This window comes from Ancylobacter dichloromethanicus, from assembly GCF_018390645.1.
Taxonomy (GTDB): domain Bacteria; phylum Pseudomonadota; class Alphaproteobacteria; order Rhizobiales; family Xanthobacteraceae; genus Ancylobacter; species Ancylobacter dichloromethanicus.
Map to the genome: position 1 here is coordinate 821,022 of NZ_JAHBGC010000020.1, position 25,050 is coordinate 846,071.

The window sequence follows — 25,050 nt, forward strand, 5'->3', positions numbered from 1 at the left end:
CGTCGCCGCCTGCTGCAGTCCGGGTGCAGAAGGCAGCTTGAGGGCGGCCGGGTGGCAGCTTGATGATGCAGCAGCGCTTGCAGCGACTTCTGCAGCCGGGCAGCGTCAGGCGCCCTCCCTCAACCGCACCAGATTTACCGTCACGGCGATCAGCACCAGCGTCGCGCCGAACTGGTGCGCGAGCGCGATGTCGATCGGGACCTGATGGATCAGCGTCAGGATACCGAGGGTCGCCTGCGCCGCGACCAGGGCGAGAATGAAGTTCGCCCGCCGACGTACCGCGCCGCCCACCCGGCGCGCGCTCAGCCAATGCCCGACCGCCAGCGCGAACAGCACATAGGCAAAGAGCCTGTGATTGAACTGAACGGTGAGAACGTTCTCGAAGAAATTCCGCCAGACGGGTTGTTGCACAAGCAGATTTTCAATCGGCGGCACGATGTGGCCGTCCATCAGCGGCCAGGTCGTGTAGGTCAGTCCGGCATCAAGGCCGGCCACCAGCCCGCCGAGGAATATCTGCACCAGCACGACGGCGAACAGGATCCGCGCATAGCCGCGCAGCCAGTCGGGCGAGGCCCGCTTTTCCCGCGCCGGCTTCAGCGAGACAGCAACCGCCACCGTGGCGGCGAGGATGACGCAGGCCAGCGTGAGATGGGTGGCCAGCCGGTACTGGCTGACATCGACCCGGTTCACCAGCCCCGAAGCCACCATCCACCAGCCGACCGCACCCTGGAGCCCGCCAAGCACGAACAGGCCGCCGAGCTTCCAGCCGAGGGAGCGGTCGATCACGCCGCGCCAGAGGAAGAACAGGAACGGCAACAGGAACACGAAGCCGATCAGCCGCCCGAGCAGGCGGTGCCCCCATTCCCACCAGAAGATGTATTTGAACTCCGCGAGGCTCATGCCGCGATTGATCTGCTGGTACTGCGGGATCTGCCGGTACTTGTCGAATTCCGCCTGCCACGCCGCGTCGCCGAGCGGCGGCAGCGTGCCGGCGACCGGCTTCCATTCAGTGATCGACAGGCCGGATTCGGTCAGCCGGGTCGCACCGCCCACCACCACCATCAGCACGATGAGCGCGGCGACGGCGTAGAGCCAAAGGCGCACCGGCCGCAGCCGATCGCCCGCCCGATGGCCGCCGGCAGGCACCGCAAGGGCTTGGCTGCTGACGTGCGTGGCGACGTGATCCTGGGCCATAGGCCTGCGCTCCCTGCATTGGCGGCCGCCCGCCCCCGGCCGCTCCGCGCCGGGCGCTTCCTCCCGGGCGCGGCGAGCGATATAGAGGCCAGTGCCCGCATGCAACGGGACTCATTGTCTCGCGCCAATCATTTCCCAGCCGGAGCTGCCGATGTCCGACCCGCATACCAGCCTGTCCGCCCGTTCGCGCAAGCTGATCGGCACGGTGCTGATGGTGCTGCTGGTACTCGGCTGGGCGCTGGGGGCGATGGCGCTGGCGCAGGGCCGCGTCACCACCCTGCCCGCCTTCTGGCAGTTCATTGCCTATGTCGTGCTCGGTGCCGGCTGGATCGTCCCGGCCGGGGCCCTGATCCGCTGGATGCAGAAGCACGACCGGCGTCCCGAAACGCTCTGACGCTTTGAAGGCCGGCTTCAGGCGGCGCGCGAGAACGCCTTTTCCGGGCTTTCCGGCGTGAAGGTGATCATCGCGATATCGCCGAACCCAAGCGCGGCAAGCGCGTCAAAGGCCTGCACCGCGTCGGTCGCCATGGCACCCGGCTGGGTGACCAGGATGGTCGTCGGGCTGAGGCCGGCGATCCGCTCGGCGCCGACGAGATCGCCCAGCGGCGGCGCGGCCACAATCACGTGATCGTAGGTCTGTTTCAGCGCGGTGAGGATCAGCGGCAGGCGATCTGCCGCCACCAGCCCGTCGGCCTCGCGCGCCCCGCGCCCGGGCGGAATGACATGGCAGCGCGAGGCGCTCTCGCGATGGATGGCATCGGAGAAACCGGCGACGCCGGTCAGCAGGTCGGTCAGGCCGGGCGCGCGCGGGTCGGCGGTGAGACCCTCCAGCGAGGGTGAGGCGATATCCAGGCAGACCACCACCACCCGTCGCTCGGCGGCGCCGGCCAGCGACCGGCCGAGCGCGAGCGCGCAGCGGGCAATGGATTCGTCGGCGCGGCTTCCGGTGACGGTGACGAGGCGGGCCGCGGCGCCGCGCAGTTCGACGAGGCGCGACAGATCCGCCTGCTCGCGTTCGCGCGACAGCAGCCGCAGTGAACTGCCCATCTCGGCGCATTCGGCATGTTCGGCGGATGAGCCGCCGATCCACGGCAGGTGCTGCAGTGGCCGGGGTGTGGTTTCCGGCATCGGCACGGCGCCGAACTCGTGGCCCCCCGTCGACCGGCGACGGCGCATCCAACTCTGCAGGCCGAACACCAGGGCGAAAGTGCCAATGCCGGCAACGAGGCTCGAGACGAGCGGCGTCGGCCAGCGCGGGGCGGTGGCCGGCACGGCCGACACCACCATGCGGGCCGGCACGGCGGACGGGGAACCCTCGTCCGCTGCAAGGGGGGCGTGGGTCTGGCGCAGTTCTATGTAGCTAGAGGCGAAGGCGTTGGCGACATCGGCCGAGAGGCGGGGATCGGCCGAGACGAAATCAACCTCCACCTGCCCGCCGCCGACCTGACGCACGCTCAGGCCCCGCTCGATGGTTCGTAGCGCCAGTGTCTCCCGCGTCACCGGTGCCGTTCCCGGAGGCATGGCGTATCCCGCCACCCGCACCGCCGCGCCGGACAGTACGCCGCGGCCCTCACTGGTCGGTGAGGCCAGTCGGGCGCCCAGCCGGCGGGTCTCGATGACCTGCCGGGCGAAATCGCGCGAGGACAGAACCTTTACCCCGTCGCGCCCCCCCGCGACGTCACGACCGTCGATCCACAGGCGGGACTGGGATTGGTAACGCGGAACGGCGACCTCGCTGGTCACACCGGCAAGGCCGAGCCCCACAAGCGTCGGCGCCAGAAGGAGGCGCAGAAGTCGCCGTGCCCGCCGCACGGGGCGAATCCCTGTGCCTGGCGCCATCGCCTCATCGGCGGTAGCGGCTGCCGTCTCCACAGAGCCTGCACGCGGGTCCATCATGGGGCCTATTAGGCACCTTCATGGTTTCCACCGTGTTAAAGCAGAAGAGCCTTCGCGGAGCGATCCACCGGCCGCGCCAAGGCGGCGGTGAAATGGTCGGAGCGAGAGGATTTGAACCTCCGACCCCTAGTCCCCCAGACTAGTGCGCTAACCAGGCTGCGCTACGCTCCGACGCCGCGAGGCGCCGTCTGTCTAGCGATTCACCGGCCGCTATGCAAGCCGGCCCGGGCCTGTGGACGGCGGCTCTTTCGCGTCCATGGCCATATCCTCCCCTTCGGGGCGGTCATTCGGCTCCGGACCGACCTCTTTTTCGGTCGCCGCGCTCAACCTTTGGAACAATCCGAGGCAGACCAGCGTCAGGCAGCCGGAAAAGACCAGCAGCGCCGCGTATTTCACCTCGGCGACGTTCTCGCGCGCGGTCTCGAACACCAGGACCAGCGCCTCCAGGAACAGGGCGATGATGATGGTGGAGACGAATTTCGTGAGCCCCCGCCTCGCGTCCGCCGCCGTGCGCCGCTCGCGGCCGGCCGGCACTTCTTCCTCGAAGAAGTACTTCGCCACGTCGAACAGGGCGATGGCGACGATGAGATAACCGACCGCGCCAAGCAGAGAGTGGTGGATCTTCCCGCCGCTCGCCATGGCGTCGCGCAGCACGGAATAGGGGGCGTACAGCAGAAGCACGGCGGCGATGGACATAAGCACGCCGGCGGCGATGGCGAAGACGACCCGGATCACAAAACTCATAGGCCGGCTCCTGTAACCAAGGTGCTGCGGTAACTAGGGTCGGCTTTTCCCGTGGCAAGTATGCCACGCCGCGCGGGAGCGTTCTATGATGGAGCGATTGCTCGCATCGGGAGTGCCCCCATGAACCACCATGCCCACGGAACGTCGCAGCCCGTCGGCGCGCCAGTTGCGGCGCCGCTCGATATCCCCGCCAGTGAAGAGATGCTGGGGCGGCTCGAATCCCGCCGCTCCTCGCCGCTGCGTGAGTTGCTGGAGCCCGGGCCGACGGCGGCGGAGCTTGAGCGCATGCTGCGCCTTGCCGCGCGGGTGCCGGACCACGGCCGGCTGACACCCTGGCGCTTCGTCATCCTCGCCGGCGCTGCACGGCGCGCCCTTGGCGAGCGGCTGGATGCGCTCTATGCGCGGCAGAATCCGGGGCTGCCGGCCGCCAAGGCCGATATGTGGACGCTGTATCTGCTCCGCGCACCGCTAACGGTCATACTGGTGAGCCGGCCCGATGCGGCGGCCAAGGTGCCGGAATGGAACCAGGTGCTCTCCGCCGGTGCGGCAGGAATGGCGCTCACCGTCGCCGCGGCGGCGATGGGCTTTTCCACGCAATGGCTGCTGAAATGGCCCGGACGCGATCCGCAGGCCGCCGCTCTGATCGGCGTGGCCGCCCCCGAGCGGATCGCCGGCTTCATCCATATCGGCCGCCCGGCTGCGTCGAGCGAGGACCGGCCGCGCCCGGTCCTCGACGAGGTGGTGCATTACTGGACGCCCGGTCAGTCGATGTCGAACGACACGCCCTGAGCGAGGGGAAGCGCGCGGGAGTAGTTGATAGTGTTGGTGGCACGCCGCATATAGGCCCGCCACGCATCCGAGCCCGACTCGCGCCCGCCGCCGGTTTCCTTCTCGCCACCGAAGGCGCCGCCGATCTCGGCACCGGATGGGCCGATATTGACGTTGGCGATGCCGCAATCCGAGCCTTCGTCCGAGAGGAACGCCTCCGCCTCGCGCAGATCGTTGGTGAAGATCGACGAGGACAAGCCCTGTGGCACGCCATTGTGCAGCTTGATCGCCTCCGGCAGGCCGGTGCAGCGCAGCACGTAAAGGATCGGCGCGAAGGTCTCGTGCTTCACCACGTCAATCTGTTCGTCGAGTTCGACCAGTGCCGGGCGGACATAATAGGCGTCCGGGTGCGCGTCGACCTGCACCCGCTCGCCGCCGTGGACGCGGCCGCCGGCGGTGCGGGCCGCGTCGAGCGCGGCCTGCATGGCGTCGAAGGCGGCCTTGTCGATCAGCGGGCCGATCAGCGTGCCCGCCTCGCGCGGATCGCCGATGCTGACGGAGCCGTAGGCCTTGCCGAGGCGAGGCACCAGGGTGTCGTAGACGCTCTCATGCACGATCAGTCGGCGCAGCGTAGTGCAGCGTTGGCCCGCCGTGCCCATCGCCGCGAAGGCGATGCCGCGCAGTGCGAGGTCGAGATCGGCGGACGGGCAGACGATGGCGGCATTGTTACCGCCGAGTTCCAGGATGGAACGGCCGAAGCGGCGCGCCACACGCTCGCCGACGACCCGGCCCATGCGGGTCGAACCGGTGGCGGAGATGACCGGCACGCGGGCGTCGTCGGTCAATGCCGCACCGACTTCGGCGCCGCCGATGAGAAGCTGGGAAAGCCCTTCCGGCGCGCCGCGAAAGGCGAAGGCGGCGCGTTCGAACAGCGCCTGCACCGCCAGCGCGGTCAGCGGCGTCTTCTCCGACGGCTTCCACAACACGGCGTTGCCGCAGACCAGCGCCAGCGCGGCGTTCCACGACCACACGGCGACCGGGAAGTTGAAGGCGGTGATGATGCCGACCGGACCGACCGGGTGCCAGGTTTCCATCATCCGGTGGCCGGGGCGCTCCGAGGCGATGGTGAGGCCGTAAAGCTGGCGCGAGAGACCGACCGCGAAGTCGCAGATGTCGATCATCTCCTGCACTTCGCCAAGACCTTCCGAGAGGATCTTGCCGGCCTCCAGCGTCACCAGCCGGCCGAGTTCGGTCTTGTGGGCGCGCAGTTCCTCGCCCAGCAGCCGCACCAATTCGCCGCGCTGCGGAGCCGGGACTGCCCGCCAAGCTTCGTAGGCAACCGCCGAGCGCTCGACCGCCCGTCCCACATCGGCGGCGTCCGCCTCCGGCACCTGGGCGATGATCTCGCCGGAAATCGGCGACCGGACAGGCCTCGTGCCGTTGCGCCAGCTGGAATCGGGTACGCCGAGACCGCGCAGGAGATCGAAGACCTCGTCCGCAACCGGCTTCACCTCGCGGGTTTCGTTCATCGCCATTCTCACGCTCCTCGACAAATGGCCGCAGCCCGACGCGCTCAATAGCATCCCGCGCGCGGCAAAATCCATCGTGGCGTTGGGATTGGGGGCACGGCCGAAAGCGTCTCCAGATCAACCGGGCGCCTGCCGTAAAAGACTGGAACAGTCACCGCTTCAAGGCGTTGCGGCCATGGCTACAGCGCGTGGAGATCACCGAAATGGATGCGCCAGGTCGCGGATCATAACGAAGTTGAGCGTGACTATACGGACGGTTTTTATTATGATGCATACAATGACATGCTTAGCGCCGGCGCGTTATAGCCATAATGTCGTGATGACCTTGCCATATTTCCTTTTCATGCATCGCGCCTCGTACAACAGGAGAAGGAAGAAGGTATTGACGGCTTGGGGAATGGGACGGGTTGCCGCAGCGGCATTCGCGACGGGGATCATCTTTATCGCCGGCGGCAATGCTGCCTTTGCAAACTCAAAGAAGACCAACATAATCGCGACGTCTGGAATGGCGTCCTATTACGGCTATGGCGGGCGCACCGCCAATGGCGAGCGGCATAGTGCGAAGGCCATGACGGCGGCGCACCGCAGCCTGCCCTTCAACACAAGGGTTCGCGTCACCAACAAGGCCAATGGCCGTTCTGTCGTGGTGCGGATCAATGATCGCGGCCCGTTCGTGAAGGGGCGCATCATCGACGTGTCGACCGCCGTGGCCGATGAACTCGGCTTCCGCAAGCGAGGCGTGGCCAAGGTCGAGATCGCTGTCGTCGACTGAAGACAGCGGCCGGATACCCGTTTAGCCGCTCCGGTCCCGCGCGGCGTCGAGAAGACGCTGGCAGTCCTGCAATTCGTAGAGCGCCGCTTGCAGCCGCTGAATATCGTCGCGGCTCAGTCTCGCCCGGGCGGGGGCCTCGTCACTCTGTACCCCGCCTGCGCGTGGCGTCGTCGGCACGGCCGGCGGCACCGCCGCTGACGTCGCCTGAAATGGCGGCGGCACGAAGTTCAACTCATCCTCGGGTATGTGCGCGGCCGGTCCGGAAACGACGGGCCGGAACGGGAAGGATGCGCGGGCCTCGGGCTGATTCGTCTCCGTCGGGTGCGGCTCGATAGGCGAGCGTTCGACCGGAACCGGCTCGGGCAGATGGTTGCCCGGGTCCCGTCTATCCGGCACGGTCCTTTCGAAGGGCGGCGGCGCCACCTCGATCTGCGGCGGCTCTTTGCGCCGCAACGGTTCGTGACGTGACGGTCTTGCCGGCGGCTCCAGATCCGCCAGCAGGGGCAGGTCGAGATGATCGGGCTCGCCATCAGGCCGACGCCGCGCGCGGCGGGCCGGCGCGTCCTCGGCAGGGTCGCGCTGGCGGCCGGGCAACAGATTGAGAATACCGCCAAGGGTGCCGCCGCGCGGCGCCTCCGGCTCCGGTGCTCTCGCGGGAGGCGCGGTATCGGGGGACTCATCCAGTGGAGGCGGCGCGGGCGCACGCGCACCGCGCTCCTCACGTCGGTCCAGTTCGGCAATGGCCTGGTCATCCGCCTCGACGTCGCGCCAGATGGCTTGCACATGGCGCGGGCCCTCTTCCTTCAGTATGCGCTGGACGCCGCGGATCGTGTAGCCTTCCCCGTAGAGCAGGTGGCGGATGCCACGCAGCAACTCCACGTCGTCCGGGCGGTAATAGCGCCGACCGCCGCCGCGCTTGAGCGGGCGGATCTGCGGAAAGCGGGTTTCCCAGAAGCGCAGGACATGCTGGGGGAGGTCGAGGTCTTCGGCGACCTCGCTGATCGTGCGAAAGGCGTCCGGCCCCTTCTCCACCCCCTGCTGCTCCTGTCGCGGGCTCACGACTCGGGCGAGGCCCCGTTGATCTGCTGCTTCAGGATATTGGACGGCTTGAACACCATGACCCGGCGCGGCGCGATCGGCACCTCCTCGCCCGTCTTCGGGTTGCGCCCGACGCGCTCGCCCTTCTGCCGCACCACGAAGGAGCCGAAGGAGGAGAGCTTCACCGTCTCGCCGCGGGCGACGCAATCGGCGATCTCGGAGAGAACCGTCTCCACGAGCGCTGCCGATTCGGTCCGCGACAGTCCGACCCGCTGATAAACCGCCTCGCACAGATCGGCGCGCGTGATGGTGCGACCTGCCATTGCCGTCTTCCCTGTCCCGTCGATGTTGTTGTTTCTGACCGCCAAACTAGGCGCCGCCGGCGCCGCCGGTCAACGGCACTTCGCGCATGAGCGGCGGATTACCAGCGAACGAGCGCCGATGCCCAGGTGAAGCCACCGCCCATCGCCTCCAGCAGCACCAGATCGCCGCGCTTGATCCGGCCGTCCGCGTGCGCGGCGGCGAGGGCGAGCGGGATCGAGGCGGCCGAGGTGTTGCCATGCTGGTCGACGGTGATGACCACCTTCTCGGGCGCGATGCCGAGCTTGACCGCGCTGGCGTCGATGATGCGCCGGTTGGCCTGGTGCGGCACGAACCAGTCGATGGTGTCGGCGTTTTCGCCCGTCGCCTCGAAGGCGTCGACGATCACATCGGTGATCATGCCGACGGCGTGGCGGAACACCTCGCGGCCCTCCATGCGCAGGAAGCCGACGCTGCGGGTCGAGGAGACGCCACCATCGACATAGAGCTTGTTCTTGTGCCGGCCGTCGGAGCGCAGATGCGAGGTCAGGACACCCCGCCCCTCCTCCTCGTCGCGCACCGCCTCCAGCACCATTGCCCCGGCGCCGTCGCCGAACAGGACGCAGGTCGTGCGGTCGGACCAGTCGAGGATGCGCGAGAACGTTTCCGCGCCTATGACGAGACAACGCCGATAGGCACCCGACTTGAGGAAATTATCCGCCGTCGCCAGCGCGAAGACAAAGCCCGAGCATACGGCCTGAATATCGAACGCCGCGCCGTGGGTGATGCCGAGGCCGGCCTGCACGCTGACTGCCGTGGCCGGGAAGGTATTGTCCGGCGTCGAGGTGGCGAGCACGATGAGGTCGATATCATCGGCAACCAGGCCGGCATCTGAGAGCGCTGCGCGTGCCGCATGAAGCGCGAGGTCCGACGTGACTTCGCCGTCGGCGGCGATGTGGCGCATACGGATGCCGGTGCGCTGCACGATCCATTCGTCTGAGGTGTCGACCATTTGCGCCAGGTCGGCATTGGTCAGGCAACGGGCCGGCAGATAGGAGCCGACGCCACGCACCACGGAACGGATTGCACTCACGATGGAACCTGTAACTCGTCAGAGGCGGAGGCATCCGCAGCGGCGGCGAGGCCGACTTGCGGACGGTCGTTCATTCCCGCCTCGATGCGGGAAAGCAGCTTGTAGCGCACCATGTCGTAGCCGATATCGACCGCCGAGGCGAAACCTTCGGCGTCAGTGCCGCCATGGCTTTTAATGACCACGCCGTTGAGGCCGAGGAACACCCCGCCATTCGACTTGCGCGGGTCGAGCTTCTCGCGCAGCGCGCGGAAGGCGCCACGCGCCAGCAGATAGCCGATCTTCGCGAGGAAACTGCGACTTATCGCGCCCCGCAGGAACTCGGACACCTGCTTTGCGGTGCCCTCGGCGGCCTTGAGGGCGATATTGCCGGAGAAACCTTCGGTAACGACGACGTCGACCACGCCCTGGCCGATGCCGTCGCCTTCGACGAAGCCATGATAGGCGAGGCCGGGATGATCCGCCTCGCGCAGGGCGGCGGCAGCGTCCTTGACCTCCTCGGCGCCCTTGATCTCCTCGACGCCGATGTTGAGCAGTCCGACGCTCGGCCGCTCGATGTCGAAAACGATGCGGGCCATGGCCGCGCCCATCACCGCCATGTCGACGAGGTGCTGGGCGCTGGCGCCGATCGAGGCGCCGACATCGAGCACGACGCTTTCGCCCCGCGTGGTCGGCCACAGGCAGGCAATCGCCGGACGGCCGATGCCGGCCATCATCTTGAGGTTGACCTTGGCCATCGCCATTAGCGCCCCGGTATTGCCGGCGGAGACCGCGCAATCGGCATCCGTCATGCGGACAGCGTCGATGGCGCGCCACATCGAGGACACGCGCCGGCCCTGCCGCAACGCCTGGCTGGGCTTGTCGTCCATGCGCACAACGACGTCGGTGTGAACCACCGTGCTCGCGGCCGCCAGACGCGGGTGACGCTTGAGGATCTCGTTGATGCGCACGGAATCGCCGTACAGCAGGAAACTGATGTCCGGATGGCGGGTGAGCGCGATCTCCGCACCGGGAAGGACCACGTCGGGGCCGTGGTCGCCGCCCATGACGTCGAGCGCTATTCGAACGGTCGAGGACATCTAGCGGCGAGGTCTCATTGCTCGGTGGGACGGCGATGCGACGCCGGGGCCGCGAAGACGGCATGCCTCACTTGCGCGGCCATGACAATAGCATCCGTGCATTTCCCGGCCATGAGCCGGACTAATCCGAGCCTCCTTCATCGCGCCCGCGCAGCTTTGCCAGCGCCGCGAAGGGCGAAATCTCCTCCGGCCCGGGCTCGGCCGGTCCCTCGAAGCGCACTCCCGGCTTGCGCGGATACGGGTCAAGACCGAGGGCCAGAAATTCGGCCGCCACGGCACCGGCGTCGATGGTGCCGTCGATGAGCGGATCGGGCAGGTCGAGTTCGGCGACGTCGATTTCGGCGCCGGGGCGGATCTCGGGAATCTGCTCGGGCGGCGCGAAGCGCAGGTCGATGTCTTCCGAAACCCGTGTGTCGAAGGGCTCCAGCGTCACCACGCAGGTCTGGGTGGCGACCGCGTCGATATGGCCGGTGACATGCACGGTGCCACGCGGTCCCGGCGTCAGGGTGACCTGCGCCGTCATCGAAGGAATGCCGGGAATACCGAAATCCCTCGCCATCGCGGCGCGGGTGGCGGCGTCCGGCACCAGCTTCACGGTGAGACCCTCGTCCGGCAGGCTCGCCGCGAGCACGGGTCTGGAAAGGGGCGAAGCGTCGGTCATGACGGTTGGGTCTCCATGGTGCCGGGAGCGGCCGGCGGGGCCAGCGGGAAGTCGCCGACGGCGAGCGCCGCGAAGGGTATGGCTCGCAGCGCGGCCGCCGCTCCTATCATATAGTCCGCCAGGGCGCGCGCCTGTAGCCCATGCGCTTCGTTCGAGCCGTAGACATTGCGCAGCACGGCCTCGCCGAGGGCGTCGAGATCGCCCGCCTCGAGCGGCGCCTCATAGGCGCCGACACGGCCATAGAAGGCTTCGGCAACCTTCTTCATCTTCTTCGGAACGGTCAGGTCGCCGACACCCATCTCGCGCAAATTCGCGTCCATGTCGGTGCAGAAGGCATCGAATACCCGCTGCCCCAGCGCCCTGCGCGCCTCGCTCTCGTGCTTCAGACGATGAAACAGCAGGAAGGCATGGACGAGGATCATCTCGAAGCGGCCTGCGATGGTGTCGGGCACGCCGTAATCGGTGTAAAATACGGGTTGGCGCGAATGCGCCACGATCGCGCCATAGAGCCGCTGAATGGTCTCGTCTCCGCCATTCCGGCGGAAGAAGCGCAGAATCATGGACGGCTCCTGCCTCGTTGCCGCTGCCGCCTCGGCGGGCGCGGCGTTGGGGCGGGGTAGCGCGGGTCGCCTTCGCTGGCAAGCCCGGGCCCGCAACAGCGCCGTGACGGGGCGTCGGGCGGCTGCTCGACAGTTGCGTGGTGGCCCTGCCCTGTGCTTTCTGCCCCTGTGCCGCCCGCGCCCGCTGGCCTGTGCGGCAAGAGCTTTCGGAGTTGAGTGGATGGCATCGACGCGCGCGACGCGAAACAGGGCTCCCGGCACCCGGATCGCCGCACTGGCGTCGCTCGCCACCGCCGGCATGGCGGTGGTCGGCCTTACGGGCTGCTCCGGTGACATGCCGATGGCGACCGCCAACATGGGCCTTCCCCGGTCACCGACCGGTTTCGTCCAGGAGCAGCAGCGCGGCTACGTGATCGCCCCTGAAGCGCTGGAGCAGATCCCTATCGGGTCAAGCCAGGAGCAGGTGCTGCTGGTGCTCGGATCGCCCTCGACCGTCGCCACCGTGGACGGCGAGGTGTTCTACTACATCTCCCAGAAGGCGAAGAAAGTGATGTTCCTTCGCCCCGAGATCACCGAACAGCGGGTGATCGCGGTGTATTTCGACCCGAAGGACAAGCGCGTCACCCGCGTCGCCGATTACGGCCTGAAGGACGGCAAGGTGTTCGACTTCATCAGCCGCACGACGCCGACCGGCGGCAGCGAAGTGTCGCTGATGGGCCAGATCTTCAACGCGACCACGTTCCGCCCGGGATTGTAGTCGCCCGGCGATGCGCCCTCACCCGAACCGCTCGGCAGCGAACGGCGCGGGGTCGGCACACGGGGTCTGACCGGTCATCATTTCCGCCAACAGGCGACCGCTGACCGGACCCAGCGTGAAGCCGAGATGCTGGTGGCCAATGGCGAGCCACATGCCGTTCTGGCCGGGCGCCGGCCCCAGCACCGGCAACATATCGGGAAAGGCCGGCCGGCACCCCATCCAGGGTTCCGCCTCGGCCCGGCCGCCGAGCGGAAACAGTCCGCGCGCCAGCACTTCCGTCTTCTCAAGCTGTACCGGGCTCTTGGGGGCGTCGCGACGGGCGAACTCCACGCCCGTCGTCAGGCGGATGCCGGCGACCGTCGGCGTGATGACATAGCCGCCTTCTTCGTCCAGCACCGGGCGCGACAGCGAGGCGCCGCCCTCGGCATGGTAGTGCATGTGGTAGCCGCGCTTGACCGCGAGTGGCAGCGCAAGGCCGAATGGACGCAGCACGTCCATCGCCCAGGGGCCCAGCGCCACCACCACCTCGGGCGCCTCGACGCTCCCCTCCTCCGTCGTCACCGCCCAGCCGGAGCCGAGGCGCGCCAGGCTGCGCGCGTCGCCGCGCCGCACCTGCCCGCCTAATTCGGCGAAATGGGCCGCATAGGCCTGGGTGACCCCGCCCGGGCTCGATACCGAATGCGGGTCCGACCAGATCACCGCGCCGCGGAAAACCGGCCGCAGGAAGGGCTCCATCGCCAGTGCCTCATCGATGCCGATCTCGCGGACGCTCAGCCCGTAGCGTCGCGCGAGCGGGAATTCGCTGCGCTCATTGTCGAGCCCGGCTTCGGTGCGGTAGAGCTTGAGCCAGCCGCCCTCGCGAAAAAAATGCGTGGCACCGGCGGCGCGGGCGAGACGGTCGTGCTCCTGAACGCTGAGCACCAGCAGCGTCTCCATCGTGCGGGCGTAGTCGAGGATGCGGTCCGGCGCGGAAGCGCGCCAATAGGCGAACATCCACGGCACCAACCGGAGCAGCGCGCCCCAATGGTAACTGGCCGCCGGATTGCGCCCGAGCGCCACCTCGGCCAGCGCGGAGAGCTTGCGTGGAAAAGCGACGGGATAGAGCGAGGCGCGCTCGACCAGGCCGGCATTGCCGTAGGAAGTCTCCTCTCCCGGACCGCGCCGGTCGACCAGCACGACCGAGCGGCCCCGCTGCGCCAGGTGCAGGGCGACACTGGTGCCGACGATGCCGGCGCCGAGCACGATCGTATCGGTCTTCATGATGAACCTGAGGGCGGACAAGGGGGCGGCAAGGTGGGCGAAGTGAGAGGCGGCGGAAGGCCGATCCGCCGCCGCCTCGCTTGGATATCAGTTGATCGGGAAGGGGAAATACCGGGCATTGATCTTGGCATAGGTGCCGTCCGCCTCGATCTCCCTGATCGCCTTGTTCAGCATCTCGCGCAGCTCGTCTTCGTCCTTGCGGACGGCGATGCCGGTGCCCTGCGGATTCACGTCCTTCAGGTCCGGGCCGACGAACTTGCAGCATTTGCCGTCCGTGGACTTCTCCAGCCATTCATACAGCACGAACTTGTCGGCCAGCACCGCATCGAGGCGGCCGGCGGCGAGGTCGGCATTGGCTTCGTCCTGGGTCGGGTAGAGCTTGATGTCGGAATCCGGGTACTTGTCCTCGAGATAGGTCGAGCCGGTGGTGGAGGACTGGGCGCCGATCGTCTTGCCCTTCAGCGCCGCCGGGGTGATCTCGGTGATCGGAGTGTCCTTCGGCGCGATGAAGCTGCCCGGGGTCAGATAATAGGGAATGGTGAAGGCCACCTTCTCCTTGCGCTCGTCGGTGATCGACATCGAGGCGAGGATGACGTCGTATTTCTTGGCCAGCAGCGCCGGGATGATGCCATCCCAGTCCTGAGCGACGAAGGTGCATTCCACCTTCATCTTGGCGCACAGCGCCTCGCCGATCTCGATGTCGAAGCCAACCAGCTTGCCGGAGGAATCGACGGAATTGAAAGGCGGATAGGCCCCCTCGGTGCCAATACGGACTTTCTTGATCTCGGCATGGGCGGCCCCCGCGCCGATGGCGAGGGAGGCGGCTACGAGCAGAATCCCGGTGAATTTCATCTGGCTGTTCCCATTATGCGGCGCCGGATTTTCCGGCTGCCTCGGCCGAGGCTAGGTTGGGGCCGGGCGGCAGGCAATCAGGGAATCCATCGACTTTTGGCGGAGTCCGTCAGAAATGGCTGAAGCTGTCACGGGCAAATGACACCGGCGCGCCGTTGCCGTCACGCACCGTCAGCCCCTCCCCCTCATGGGTGTGCCCGATCACCGCGACGCCGATGCCGGCCATGGTGGCCAGTGTATTGAAACGGCCCAGTTCGTGATGGGGCACGACGGCGAGGATCTCGTAGTCGTCGCCACCGGTCAGCGCGACCTCCAGCAACGCCGGCTCCGCGTCCACGGCCCGGCGCGCCGCTGGGCTCACCGGCACGCGCGCAATATCGATCTCGCCGCCGATGCCGGACGCAGAGAGCAGCTTGGCGAGGTCGCCGACCAGCCCGTCCGACACGTCCATCGCCGCACTGGCATGCTCCCGCAGCGCCCGGATGAGCGGCAGGCGCGGGCGTGGATGGAGATAGCGGTCCTTGAGGAAACAGGCCTCCTCCGCGTCCAGCGCCGCAAACCCCGGCCGGTCGGGTGCAAGGCGCAGGGCAAGGCCGAGCGCCCCGTCGCCGATCGTGCCACTCACCACGATGGCCTGCCCGGCCTTGGCACTGGCGCGGCGAACCATGGTGCCGGCCGGCACCGCGCCGATGGCGGTGATGGAAACCGTGAAGGGCCCGGGCGTGCGCACCGTGTCGCCGCCGAGCAGCGGCGCGTCGTAAAGAGCGGCATCGCCGCCAATGCCCCGTGCGAACGCCTCCAGCGCGGAGGCATCCATACCGGGCGGAATGGCGAAGGCGAGCATCACGCCCAACGGCCGGGCGCCCTTGGCGGCGAGATCGGACAGGTTCACCCGCATCGCCTTGCGGGCGATCGATTCGGCGGGGTCGTCGGCGAAGAAGTGGATGCCGGCGACCAGCATATCCTTGGTGAACACCAGTTCGTCGCCGGGTGGAGCCGCGAGCAGCGCCGCGTCGTCCTTGAGGCCGAGGGCGCCGGGATGGGTGGCGATCGGAGCGAACAGGCGGGCGATCAGCCGATCTTCAGCGGACGTCCCTGGCCCGACCGATTTTTCCGCCATCCCGATCTCCCTCTAGCCGGGGAAATCCGCCGGCCGCTTCTCGCGCGCGATGCCGTCGAGCACCGCATTGACCATGCCGGTTTCCTCACGTTCGAGGAAAGCCGCCGCGACATTCACATATTCGGCGATGACCACACGGGCAGGAACGTCCGGCCGCGCGGAAAGTTCATAGGTCCCGGCGCGCAGGATCGCACGCAGCACCGCCTCGATGCGCTTGAGCGGCCAGCCATTGACCAGCGCGGCGTCCAGCAGCGTATCGACGCCGCGCTGCTCGCGCACCACACCGCCGACGATGTCGCGAAACAGGTTGAGGTCGGCGGCGGCAATCTCGTCGCCCTCGATCTCCCGGCCGATCCAGTGGCTTTCGAACTGGGCCAGTATCTCCGTCAGCGGGGTCGCCGCGAGGTCCATCTGATAGAGCGCCTGTACCGCGTTGAGGCGGGCAGCGCTCTTGCGCACCGGCTTGTGGCCGGCATTGCTGGTGGCTGGCTTGTCGTCATCGGTCATCACGTTTCACCCGACCCGGCGTTTCAGCCGAAGCAGCGCCAGCGCTGCCTCAGCCGCGCCGCCACCCTTGTTGCCTTCCGACACGCGGGCGCGAACCCAGGCCTGCTCATCCGTCTCGACGGTGAGGATGCCATTGCCGAGCGGCACCCGGCGGGCGACCGCGAGGTCCATCAGGGCACGCGACGACTCGCCGGCGACAATTTCAAAATGATAGGTCTCGCCGCGCACCACGCAGCCGAGCGCCACCACGGCGTCATAAGGCCTGCCGGCCGCGAGGGCCGCGTCGAGCGCGATGGCGGCGGCGATCGGAATTTCGAGCGCACCGGGCATGGTGATGACATCGGCACTCGCGCCAGCGGCCTCGACGGCGGCAAGCGCGCCGGCCAGAAGCTCGTCGGCGATATCGTCGTAAAAGCGCGCCTCGACGATGAGGACCCGCTCGCCGGCGAGCGGCACGGTTTCAGCGGTATCGGATGCGCGCGGCGGGCGGGGGCTCGCCATGGTGTTACCTCATGAACTGACAGAGCCGACGACGTACAGGCGTCAACGGAACTCCGCAAGCCGCGCGGCGTAGCGAGCCATCATGTCGACTTCGATATTGACACGGCTCCCCGCCCCCACCTCGTTCCATGTGGTGTGCGCGAGGGTGTGGGGAATGAGCAGGCAGGAGAAGCGAATGCCGTCGACCTCGTTGACCGTCAGCGACGTTCCGTCGAGCGTCACCGACCCCTTGATGGCGATGAACGGCGCCAGCGCCGCCGGCACCTCGAAGGTGAAGCGGGTCGTCGCGCCGAGATCTTCGCGCGCCACGACCTCGGCCACGCCGTCGACATGGCCCTGCACGATGTGGCCGCCAAGTTCGTCGCCGATCTTCAGGGCGCGCTCAAGGTTCACGCTGTGCCCTTCCGTCCAGCCGGCGACGGTGGTCACCGCGAGCGTCTCCGGCGCGGCCTCGACCTCGAAGGCGTCCGCCTTCAGCGCGACGACCGTGAGGCACACGCCCGAACAGGCGATCGAGGCGCCGAGATCGATTCCGGCCGTGTCGTAGCGCGTGGCGATGGTGAGCCGCCGCACCTCGTTGCGGGTGTCGACCGCGCGCAGGGTGCCGATGTCGGTGACGATGCCGGTGAACATTTATCGACGCCTCATGATCCGCAGGCGATCCACGCCTTGCCATTGCTCTTCCACCACCGACAGATAGTCACCGAGGGCGGAAAGCGGCAGCCCCTCCAGCGCATCGAGCGCGCCCACCCCGAGAACCGTCGGCGCCTCGAACAGGTTCACCTCGTCGACCAGGCCGGCCGCGACGAACGAGGCCGCGACGCGCGGCCCGGCCTCCACCATCACGCGGGTGAGGCCGCGCAGGGCGAGCAGCTTAAGCGTATCGTCGAGATCGAGCCCGCCCTCCGGACGGCGGCGCACCCGCATCACCTCGATGCCCATTGCCCCCAGCACCGTCTCCGGCTCGGCCGGTGCGTCCTCGGCGGCGACGATCCACAGGGGCGCGACATCGAGGCTGCGGGCGAGCGCGCTGGTCGGCGGCAGCCGCAGGTCGGCGTCGAGCACGATTCGCAACGGCGAGCGGTCCTCCATCCCCGGCAGGCGGCAGGTCAGCAATGGATTGTCCGCCAGCACGGTGCCGATGCCGGTGAGCACCGCGTCATGGGTCGCGCGCAGCATGTGAACCCGGCCGCGCGCGGTCTCGCCGGTGATCGCCGTCGGGTGACGTCCGGCCAGACCGACCTTGCCATCGGCGGAAACCGCGAGCTTCAGCATCACATGCGGGCGGCCTTCGGTGACGCGGAGCATGTGGCCGGCATGGTCGACCAGTGCCTGCGCCGCGCCGATGCCGACGTCCACACCAATTCCGGCCTCGCGCAGAATGGCGAAGCCGCGGCCGGCGACACGGAAATCGGGATCCTGGACAGCGGCCACCACGCGGGCGATGCCGGCTGCCCGCACGGCGTCGACGCAGGGCGGCGTGCCGCCATGGTGCGAGCATGGTTCCAATGTGACGTACAGCGTGGCGCCACGCGCGCCCTCCCCGGCCTGCGCCAGTGCCTGCGGTTCCGCGTGTGGGCGCCCGCCCCGGGCGGTCCAGCCGCGACCGATCACCACCGGACCATTGGCCGTGTCGCGGACCACGAGCGCGCCGACGGCGGGGTTCGGCCAGGTGCGCCCCTGCTCCCGCCGGCCGACGTTCAGCGCCGCCGCCATCAGGGCCTCGTCAAGGGCTGACGTGGTCATGGCGTGGAGACACTGCCGCGGGCGGACGGCATCAGTCGTCGAGACCCGCATCGCGGACCCGGCGAACCGTCTCCTCGTCGGGCTCGGTATCGACGGGGCGGGGTTCCAACTCGCCCAGCAGGGTCTCGAAATCCTTTGCCTCACGGAAATTGCGGTAGACGGAGGCGAAGCGGACATAGGCGACATCGTCAAGCTGCTTGAGGCTCTCCATCACCCGCTCGCCGATCATCTCCGAATTGATCTCGCTCTCGCCCATGCTCTCCAGCCGGCGCACCAGACCGGAGACAAGGCGTTCCACGCGTTCGGGATCGACGGGCCGCTTGCGCAGCGCCACTTCGATGGAACGGGCGAGCTTGTCGCGGTCGAACGGCACGCGCCGGCCGGAGCGCTTCAGCACGGTCAATTCGCGCAGTTGCACCCGCTCGAAGGTGGTGAAGCGGCCGCCGCAATCCGGGCAGATGCGGCGGCGGCGTATGGCGGCGCTGTCCTCGGTCGGACGGGAATCCTTGACCTGGGTGTCGAGGCTTCCGCAATAAGGACAGCGCATCGCTCGGCCTCAGTTGTAGATCGGGTAGCGGGCGAGCAGATCGGCGACTTTCACCCGAACCGCGCCTTCCACGAGGCTATCCTCGTCCGTGCCCTTCTGCGAGAGCACATCGAGCACTTCGGCGATCATGTCGCCGACCTGCTGGAACTCGGCCACGCCGAAGCCGCGCGTGGTGCCTGCCGGGGTGCCGAGGCGCACGCCGGAAGTGACCATCGGCTTTTCCGGGTCGAACGGGATGCCGTTCTTGTTACAGGTGATGTGGGCGCGGCCCAGCGCCGCCTCGGACACCTTACCGGTGAGCTTCTTCGGGCGCAGATCGACCAGCATGAGGTGGGTGTCGGTGCCGCCGGAGACGATCTCGAAGCCATGACCCTTGAGGTTCTCGGCCAGCGCCTTGGCGTTCTCGACCACATTCCTGGCGTAGACCTTGAACTCCGGCTGCAGCGCCTCGCCGAAGGCGACCGCCTTCGCGGCGATGACGTGCATCAGCGGGCCGCCCTGGGTGCCGGGGAAAATGGCGGAGTTGAACTTCTTCGCCAGCGCCTCGTCATCGGTCAGGATCATGCCGCCGCGGGGGCCGCGCAGGGTCTTGTGCGTGGTGGTGGTGGTCACATGCGCGTGCGGCACCGGATTGGGGTGCACGCCGCCCGCCACGAGGCCGGCGAAATGAGCCATGTCGACCGTGAGATAGGCCCCGACCGAATCGGCGATGGCGCGCATCTTCGCGAAGTCGATATGGCGCGGATAGGCCGAGCCGCCGGCGATGATGACCTTCGGCTTGTGCTCGTCGGCGAGCTTGGCGACCTCCTCATAGTCGATGCGCTGGTCGTCGCGGCGCACATTATAGGGCACCGGCTTGAACCACTTGCCGGACAGGCTGACCGGGGCACCGTGGGTCAGGTGACCGCCGGCGGCGAGGTTGAGGCCGAGGAAGGTATCGCCCGGCTGCATCAGCGCGAAGAACACGGCGGTGTTGGCCTGCGCGCCGGAATGGGGCTGCACATTGGCAAAGCCCGCGCCGAACAGCTTCCTGGCACGGTCGATGGCAAGCTGCTCGGCGACGTCCACGAACTGGCAACCGCCATAATAGCGTCGGCCAGGATAGCCTTCCGCATATTTGTTGGTGAGCACCGACCCCTGGGCTTCCAGCACCGCCCGGGAAACGATGTTCTCGGACGCGATCAATTCAATCTCGTCGCGCTGGCGGCCGAGCTCGGCGGTGATCGCGCCGGCGAGTTCCGGGTCGGTCTCGGCCAGCGAAGCCGAGAAGAAGCGGTTGGTGAAATCAGCGGTAGAAGCGTGAGCTTCGGACGACATGGACCGGCCTCCCTGGGCGGTGGCGATGCCTCCCGGCCGGCGGTGTGCCGACCGCGAAATCGAGGCGGGTCGCTTAGCACAGCGCCCCACGCTTTCAAAGCACGCTGCCCGCAGGGTTGCCTTGCATCCACCCGGCAACTCGAGCGGAACCGTGCGACATGGCGGGTTGCCGATGTCTGCCTGCGACGGATGACAGCGGGTGCCGTGGCCGCGTATCGTCCCGCCCTCACCTGGTTCGCGAATCCGGAACGCTCCGCATGAAGATCATCCACTCGCCGCGCCATCTCGGCCATTCCGGCCACGTCGAACTGATGAACGGACAGGTCGTTCCGGCCTTCGAGAAGCCCGAGCGGGTGGCGATGATCCTCAACGCCGTCGGCGAGCGCCCCTTCGGCACACTGATCGAGCCGGCGGCGCATGGCCTCGACCCGCTGCTGAAGGTGCATGAGGAGGCCTATGTCCGCTTCCTCGCCAGTGCGTGGCAGATGTGGACGGCGGACGGGCGCGATTTCCCCGCACTGCCGAGCTTCTGGCGGGCGCCGGGCATGCGAACCGACCTGGAGCCGGAAAGCATCGACGGCAAGCTCGGGCATTTCTCCTTCGACGCCGGCTGCTGCATGGTCGCCGGAACCTGGGATGCCGTGCAGGCCGGCGCCGACAGCGCGTTGACCGGGGTCGACCTCATGGCGGGCGGCGAGAAATCGGCCTTCGCGCTGTGCCGGCCGCCGGGCCACCACGCCCATGCGGCAACGATGGGCGGCTACTGCTTCATCAACAATGCCGCCGTCGCGGCGCAGGCCTTCCGCGACCTGGGGGCCGCGCGCGTCGCCATCCTCGACGTCGACTACCATCACGGCAATGGCACGCAAGCCATCTTCTACGACCGGCCCGACGTGCTGGTCTGCAACATCCACGCCGACCCGGCGCAGGAGTTCCCCTATTTTCTCGGCTATACCGACGAGACCGGGGCCGGCGCCGGGGAGGGCTTCAACGCCAATTTCCCGCTGCGCTGGGGCACCGATTACGCGGGCTGGGGCGCCGCGCTCGACACCGCCTGCACGCGTATTGCCGACTACGGGCCGGACGTGGTGATCGTCTCGCTCGGCGTCGACACCTACAAGGACGACCCGATATCGCAGTTCAAGCTCGACAGCCCGGACTATCTGAAGATCGGCGCGCGGATCGCCGCGCTCGACCGCCCGACCCTGTTCGTGATGGAAGGCGGCTACGCGGTTGAGGCGATCGGCATCAACGTTGCCAATACATTGGAGGGATTTCTTCAGCGTTGAGGTGAACCCGCCGACAGCTCAGAGCTGATAGAGGATCTGGTCGGTCCAGAACCGCTCCAACCGGTTCAGCGCCTTGTTGAGGTGCTGGAAATCCTGCGGGCCGATGCCGCCGATCTGCTCGATGGTGGCGAGGTGCTTGACGTGCAGGCCCTCGACGACGTCGCGCACTTCCGTACCCTTCGGCGTCAGCCGGATGCGCACCGCGCGCCGGTCCACCCGCGAGCGGCGATGGTCGAGAAAGCCGGCCTCGACCAGCTTCTTGAGATTGTAGGAGACATTGGCGCCGAGATAGTAGCCCCGCGTGCGCAGCTCGGCGGCGGTGAGTTCGGCATCGCCGATGTTGAACAGCAGCAGCGCCTGTACCGCGTTGATGTCGTCGCGCCCGCGCCGGTCGAGTTCGTCCTTCACGACATCCAGCAGCCGCCGGTGCAGCCGCTCCACCAGAGTCACCGCTTCCTGATAGAGCGGGCGGATCGCCTCCCGCCGTTCTTCCTCGGCCTCGTTGAAGCTGACGACATTGGTCGCCTGACCTGCTCGCATGGATCGCATCCCGGTCTCGAAGGGGGATTGGCTCCCTCTCATGTGGCCGGAAGTCTGGCGAGGCGCGGCTAAGATGGGTTTAAGCGACAGGCTGAATCCTTCGTCACCGCAACGGGTTAATGAAAGATGAAACTCAGTTCTCGCTTTCGCGCGCCGCCCTGTAGGTGAGGAAGGCGTAGACGGCGACCAGCACCGTCTCGATGGCGGCGACGATCATCAGCCGGCCGACGCCCTCCGGAGCGGAGGCGTTGATGAGGATCTGCACCATCGCCGTCACCAGCCACAGCACGACGCCCCATGAGGCGCCGAGCCACAGCCCGACGGCGGCGACCGGGTTCATGATAGCGGCCCAGATCACCGCCGACTTGGCGGCGAGCGAGAGCATCTCGAAGCGGCTGGTGTCGCCATCCCACACGCCGCAGATCAGCGTCCAGCTGTAAACGGTCTTCACCATCAGGAAGCCGGCGAGGCAGCGGAGATAGAGGACCACGCGCGACTGCCACAGCGGCATGCGCGTGCCGGCTGCGCCGAGCGTGGCGTCGATGGGGTCGTAGGGCGAACTCATGGCGCTTGCATACTCCAAAAAGCGCTCAGGCGAGCAGCAATTCGTCGGCGAGCGGCTCGTCGAACAGGGCGGCGAGCGCGGCGGGGTCGACATCCTCCAGCCGCGCCGGCTGCCAGACCGGCCTCTGGTCCTTGTCCACCAGCAGCGCGCGCACGCCCTCGAAGAAGTCCGGCTGGTCGAGCAGGCGCGTCACCAGCCGGAATTCCAGCCCGAGGCAGCCGGCGAGATCGAGGCCGAGCCCGCGCTGCATCTGCTGGAAGGCAATGTGCACGCTGGTCGGCGAGGCGCGGCGGATTGTTTCCAGCTGGACTCGGGCGAATTCGGCGGCCTCGCCCTCCCCTTCGCCCACCTTCTGCAGCGCGATCACGATCGCCGCCACCGAGCCGCCGGCGAAGATGCGGTCGATATGGGGGTAGAGATGCGCCAGGGCGGGCGCCGGCGGACGGACCGCCAACCGGGTGATCGCTCCCTGCATCGCCTCGCCCGCCGCCAGCGCGTCGATCAACTCCGGCCAGCGGACAGCCGGTATGTGGTGGGTATAGAGGCCGAGCGCAACCGCGTCCGCCATGCCGATGCGGGCGCCGGTCATGGCGAGCCAGGTGCCGCTCCAGCCGGGCAGGCGCGGCAGCACATAGGTGCCGCCGACATCGGGAAACAGGCCGATGGCGACCTCAGGCATGGCGAAGCCGAGATGTTCGCCCGCGATGCGGTACCGCCCGTGGCCGCTGAGCCCGAATCCGCCGCCGAAGCACAACCCGTCGACCAGCGAGGCGAAAGGCTTGGGATAGCGGGCGATGAGATAGTCCAGCGCGTATTCGTCGCGCCAGTACTGCCGCGCTTCCTCCTTGCGGCCGGTGCGGCCGAGTTCGGCCATGGCGCGCACGTCGCCGCCGACGCAAAACGCGCGCTCATGAGCGGAGCGCAGCACCACATGGGCGATGCGGGGATCGTCGATCCAGGCGCGCATCGTGGCGTCCATCGCCTTGACCATGGCGTGGTCGAGCGCATTCAGCGCTCGCGGGCGATCGAGCGTCACGATGCCGGCGGCCCCGCGCCTCGCGAAGCTGATGCCGATGTCTGCGGTCATGTCGTCCACGTCGATGCCTCGCCACTACCGGTGTTCCGCCACTTAAGGCTTTCTCGCCGCAACGCAAAGCCGGACTTCGGACGATGCTCCCGGCGAACCGCGTCAACATGCCCCGCGACCTGATGCCGGGCTTATACGCAATCGCCCGGGTGAAGAGGTCGCGCGCGACGCGGTATGGAGCTATAACCATTCGAAAGTGCCGCGCCGGAGGCGACGCGGCGGGATTCCGCCCTCCTGGCGGGTGTCTTTGCGAGCGTGTCCATGACCATTCCCTTCGCCCGTCCGCGTCCCGTCCATCCCGAGCCCTCCGGTCGGCCGGATGCGTCGTCGACGCTCGAACTGGTGCAGCGTCCGCGCCGCAACCGCAAATCCGAATGGGCGCGCCAGCTGCTGCGCGAGAACACGCTCACCGTGGCCGACCTGATCTGGCCGATCTTCGTCAGGGACGGCCAGAGCGAGCGCACCCCGATCGGCTCCATGCCGGGTGTCGAGCGGCTCACCGTCGACGAGGCGGTGCGCGAGGCCGAACGGGCGGCGCGAATGGGTATTCCGGCGCTGGCGCTGTTTCCCTATACCGACCCCGCGCTGCGCACGGTCGACGGGCGCGAGGCGTTGAACGGGGGCAATCTGGTCTGCCGTACGCTGCGGGCGATCAAGGACGCGGTGCCGGAGATCGGCCTGATCACCGACGTGGCGCTCGACCCCTATACCAGCCACGGCCATGACGGGCTGCTCGACGCGAACGGGCGCATCCTCAACGACGAGACCGTGGCCGTGCTGGTCGAGCAAGCTCTGGTGCAGGCCGATGCCGGCGCCGACGTCATCGCCCCCTCCGACATGATGGACGGGCGCGTCGGCGCCATTCGCCGCGCGCTCGATGCCGGTGGCCATCTCGACGCGCAGATTCTCGCCTACAGCGCCAAATACGCATCCGCCTTCTACGGGCCGTTCCGCGACGCGGTCGGCTCCACCGGCTGCCTCAAGGGCGACAAGCGCACCTACCAGATGGACCCGGCCAACGGCATGGAGGCGCTGCGCGAGGCGGCGCTCGACATCGAGGAAGGCGCCGACATGCTGATGGTCAAGCCCGGCCTGCCCTATCTCGACATCGTCTACCGGCTGAAGGAGGCCTTCGGCCTGCCGACCTTCGCCTATCAGGTGTCGGGTGAATACGCGATGATCGAGGCCGCCGCCCGCAATGGCTGGCTCGATGGCGACAAGGCGATGATGGAGAGCCTGATGGCCTTCAAGCGCGCTGGCGCCGACGGCATCCTCACCTACTTCGCGCCGCGCGTGGCCGAAAAGCTGGCCCGCGACGCCTAGCGACTGCG

The 25,050-nt window shown here is 67.9% G+C and carries 27 protein-coding genes, 1 tRNA gene and 1 pseudogene; 6 read left to right on the forward strand and 23 right to left on the reverse strand.

What is annotated here, in order from left to right; genetic code table 11:
• Positions 1-105 precede the first annotated feature (105 nt).
• Positions 106-1,194: a COX15/CtaA family protein gene (locus KHC23_RS12595; RefSeq protein ID WP_246544528.1), complete on the reverse strand. Its 1,089-nt coding sequence runs from the start codon at positions 1,192-1,194 to the stop codon at positions 106-108.
• Between the two features lie 151 nt (positions 1,195-1,345).
• Here KHC23_RS12595 and KHC23_RS12600 point away from each other — a divergent pair, with 151 nt between their 5' ends.
• Complete coding sequence (locus KHC23_RS12600; RefSeq protein WP_213372965.1) at positions 1,346-1,588, forward strand: DUF2842 domain-containing protein; 243 nt, start codon at positions 1,346-1,348, stop codon at positions 1,586-1,588.
• 17 nt (positions 1,589-1,605) lie between these two features.
• On the opposite strand, the gene KHC23_RS12605 is transcribed toward KHC23_RS12600, so the two are convergent.
• The 3 genes from KHC23_RS12605 to KHC23_RS12615 all read right to left on the reverse strand — a co-directional run bounded on the left by KHC23_RS12605 (position 1,606) and on the right by KHC23_RS12615 (position 3,834).
• A complete protein-coding gene (locus KHC23_RS12605) occupies positions 1,606-3,006 on the reverse strand; it encodes a tyrosine-protein kinase family protein (protein ID WP_271188625.1) in 1,401 nt (466 codons plus the stop codon).
• A gap of 177 nt (positions 3,007-3,183) precedes the next feature.
• Positions 3,184-3,261, reverse strand: a tRNA-Pro gene (locus tag KHC23_RS12610).
• Between the two features lie 39 nt (positions 3,262-3,300).
• Entirely contained in the window at positions 3,301-3,834 is a 534-nt protein-coding gene (locus tag KHC23_RS12615) for a GNAT family acetyltransferase (RefSeq protein ID WP_213372966.1), read from the reverse strand.
• A 120-nt stretch (positions 3,835-3,954) separates the two neighbouring features.
• On the opposite strand from KHC23_RS12615, the gene KHC23_RS12620 reads away from it, so the two are divergent.
• Positions 3,955-4,623 carry a nitroreductase family protein gene (locus KHC23_RS12620; RefSeq protein ID WP_213372967.1) on the forward strand — a complete coding sequence of 223 codons (669 nt, stop codon included), beginning with the start codon at positions 3,955-3,957 and terminating at the stop codon, positions 4,621-4,623.
• Here the strand turns inward: KHC23_RS12620 and amaB are convergent.
• Positions 4,596-6,137, reverse strand: a complete 1,542-nt coding sequence (gene amaB, locus KHC23_RS12625) for an L-piperidine-6-carboxylate dehydrogenase (protein ID WP_213372968.1) — start codon at positions 6,135-6,137, stop codon at positions 4,596-4,598. The genes KHC23_RS12620 and amaB overlap by 28 nt on opposite strands.
• Positions 6,138-6,528: 391 nt before the next feature.
• On the opposite strand from amaB, the gene KHC23_RS12630 reads away from it, so the two are divergent.
• Positions 6,529-6,903 (forward strand): septal ring lytic transglycosylase RlpA family protein, encoded by a 375-nt coding sequence (locus KHC23_RS12630; protein ID WP_213373244.1) that lies wholly within the window; start codon positions 6,529-6,531, stop codon positions 6,901-6,903.
• A 771-nt stretch (positions 6,904-7,674) separates the two neighbouring features.
• Here the strand turns inward: KHC23_RS12630 and KHC23_RS24380 are convergent.
• The 6 genes and pseudogenes from KHC23_RS24380 to KHC23_RS12660 all read right to left on the reverse strand — a co-directional run.
• Positions 7,675-7,935 (reverse strand): annotated as a pseudogene (locus tag KHC23_RS24380) (MerR family transcriptional regulator); the annotation flags it as partial.
• 23 nt (positions 7,936-7,958) lie between these two features.
• On the reverse strand, positions 7,959-8,264 hold the full coding sequence (locus tag KHC23_RS12640; protein ID WP_018390992.1) for an integration host factor subunit alpha: 306 nt from the start codon (positions 8,262-8,264) through the stop codon (positions 7,959-7,961).
• 98 nt (positions 8,265-8,362) lie between these two features.
• Entirely contained in the window at positions 8,363-9,334 is a 972-nt protein-coding gene (locus tag KHC23_RS12645) for a beta-ketoacyl-ACP synthase III (protein WP_213372970.1), read from the reverse strand.
• The gene (gene plsX / locus KHC23_RS12650) at positions 9,331-10,410 is read right to left on the reverse strand and encodes a phosphate acyltransferase PlsX (RefSeq protein WP_213372971.1); all 1,080 of its coding nucleotides are present in this window, start codon (positions 10,408-10,410) and stop codon (positions 9,331-9,333) included. The genes KHC23_RS12645 and plsX overlap by 4 nt, the downstream gene beginning before the upstream one ends.
• A gap of 121 nt (positions 10,411-10,531) precedes the next feature.
• Positions 10,532-11,071 carry a YceD family protein gene (locus tag KHC23_RS12655; RefSeq protein WP_213372972.1) on the reverse strand — a complete coding sequence of 180 codons (540 nt, stop codon included), beginning with the start codon at positions 11,069-11,071 and terminating at the stop codon, positions 10,532-10,534.
• Positions 11,068-11,631: a ubiquinol-cytochrome C chaperone family protein gene (locus tag KHC23_RS12660; RefSeq protein WP_213372973.1), complete on the reverse strand. Its 564-nt coding sequence runs from the start codon at positions 11,629-11,631 to the stop codon at positions 11,068-11,070. The genes KHC23_RS12655 and KHC23_RS12660 overlap by 4 nt, the downstream gene beginning before the upstream one ends.
• A gap of 220 nt (positions 11,632-11,851) precedes the next feature.
• Here KHC23_RS12660 and KHC23_RS12665 point away from each other — a divergent pair, with 220 nt between their 5' ends.
• Positions 11,852-12,388, forward strand: a complete 537-nt coding sequence (locus KHC23_RS12665; RefSeq protein ID WP_213372974.1) for an outer membrane protein assembly factor BamE — start codon at positions 11,852-11,854, stop codon at positions 12,386-12,388.
• 18 nt (positions 12,389-12,406) lie between these two features.
• Here KHC23_RS12665 and KHC23_RS12670 read toward each other — a convergent pair whose 3' ends face one another.
• The 9 genes from KHC23_RS12670 to glyA all read right to left on the reverse strand — a co-directional run bounded on the left by KHC23_RS12670 (position 12,407) and on the right by glyA (position 20,238).
• Entirely contained in the window at positions 12,407-13,648 is a 1,242-nt protein-coding gene (locus KHC23_RS12670) for an NAD(P)/FAD-dependent oxidoreductase (RefSeq protein ID WP_213372975.1), read from the reverse strand.
• 87 nt (positions 13,649-13,735) lie between these two features.
• Positions 13,736-14,500 carry an ABC transporter substrate-binding protein gene (locus KHC23_RS12675; protein WP_213372976.1) on the reverse strand — a complete coding sequence of 255 codons (765 nt, stop codon included), beginning with the start codon at positions 14,498-14,500 and terminating at the stop codon, positions 13,736-13,738.
• Between the two features lie 109 nt (positions 14,501-14,609).
• Positions 14,610-15,620 carry a thiamine-phosphate kinase gene (gene thiL / locus KHC23_RS12680; RefSeq protein ID WP_213372977.1) on the reverse strand — a complete coding sequence of 337 codons (1,011 nt, stop codon included), beginning with the start codon at positions 15,618-15,620 and terminating at the stop codon, positions 14,610-14,612.
• A 12-nt stretch (positions 15,621-15,632) separates the two neighbouring features.
• Positions 15,633-16,127 (reverse strand): transcription antitermination factor NusB, encoded by a 495-nt coding sequence (gene nusB / locus KHC23_RS12685; protein ID WP_213372978.1) that lies wholly within the window; start codon positions 16,125-16,127, stop codon positions 15,633-15,635.
• A gap of 6 nt (positions 16,128-16,133) precedes the next feature.
• The gene (ribH, locus tag KHC23_RS12690; protein ID WP_213372979.1) at positions 16,134-16,628 is read right to left on the reverse strand and encodes a 6,7-dimethyl-8-ribityllumazine synthase; all 495 of its coding nucleotides are present in this window, start codon (positions 16,626-16,628) and stop codon (positions 16,134-16,136) included.
• 42 nt (positions 16,629-16,670) lie between these two features.
• Positions 16,671-17,261 (reverse strand): riboflavin synthase, encoded by a 591-nt coding sequence (locus KHC23_RS12695; protein ID WP_213372980.1) that lies wholly within the window; start codon positions 17,259-17,261, stop codon positions 16,671-16,673.
• Complete coding sequence (gene ribD, locus KHC23_RS12700; protein ID WP_213372981.1) at positions 17,262-18,374, reverse strand: bifunctional diaminohydroxyphosphoribosylaminopyrimidine deaminase/5-amino-6-(5-phosphoribosylamino)uracil reductase RibD; 1,113 nt, start codon at positions 18,372-18,374, stop codon at positions 17,262-17,264.
• 31 nt (positions 18,375-18,405) lie between these two features.
• Complete coding sequence (gene nrdR / locus KHC23_RS12705; protein ID WP_213372982.1) at positions 18,406-18,921, reverse strand: transcriptional regulator NrdR; 516 nt, start codon at positions 18,919-18,921, stop codon at positions 18,406-18,408.
• Positions 18,922-18,930: 9 nt separating this feature from the next.
• Positions 18,931-20,238: a serine hydroxymethyltransferase gene (gene glyA / locus KHC23_RS12710; protein WP_213372983.1), complete on the reverse strand. Its 1,308-nt coding sequence runs from the start codon at positions 20,236-20,238 to the stop codon at positions 18,931-18,933.
• Between the two features lie 257 nt (positions 20,239-20,495).
• Between glyA and KHC23_RS12715 the strand changes: the two genes are divergently transcribed.
• Entirely contained in the window at positions 20,496-21,527 is a 1,032-nt protein-coding gene (locus KHC23_RS12715; protein ID WP_213372984.1) for a histone deacetylase family protein, read from the forward strand.
• A gap of 18 nt (positions 21,528-21,545) precedes the next feature.
• Here the strand turns inward: KHC23_RS12715 and ldtR are convergent, their stop codons facing one another.
• The 3 genes from ldtR to KHC23_RS12730 all read right to left on the reverse strand — a co-directional run bounded on the left by ldtR (position 21,546) and on the right by KHC23_RS12730 (position 23,719).
• The gene (gene ldtR / locus KHC23_RS12720; protein WP_213372985.1) at positions 21,546-22,067 is read right to left on the reverse strand and encodes a transcriptional regulator LdtR; all 522 of its coding nucleotides are present in this window, start codon (positions 22,065-22,067) and stop codon (positions 21,546-21,548) included.
• Between the two features lie 133 nt (positions 22,068-22,200).
• Positions 22,201-22,632: a DUF6163 family protein gene (locus tag KHC23_RS12725; protein WP_213372986.1), complete on the reverse strand. Its 432-nt coding sequence runs from the start codon at positions 22,630-22,632 to the stop codon at positions 22,201-22,203.
• Positions 22,633-22,657: 25 nt separating this feature from the next.
• A complete protein-coding gene (locus KHC23_RS12730) occupies positions 22,658-23,719 on the reverse strand; it encodes an enoyl-CoA hydratase/isomerase family protein (RefSeq protein WP_213372987.1) in 1,062 nt (353 codons plus the stop codon).
• A 261-nt stretch (positions 23,720-23,980) separates the two neighbouring features.
• On the opposite strand from KHC23_RS12730, the gene hemB reads away from it, so the two are divergent.
• The gene (hemB, locus tag KHC23_RS12735; RefSeq protein WP_213372988.1) at positions 23,981-25,042 is read left to right on the forward strand and encodes a porphobilinogen synthase; all 1,062 of its coding nucleotides are present in this window, start codon (positions 23,981-23,983) and stop codon (positions 25,040-25,042) included.
• Positions 25,043-25,050: the final 8 nt, after the last annotated feature.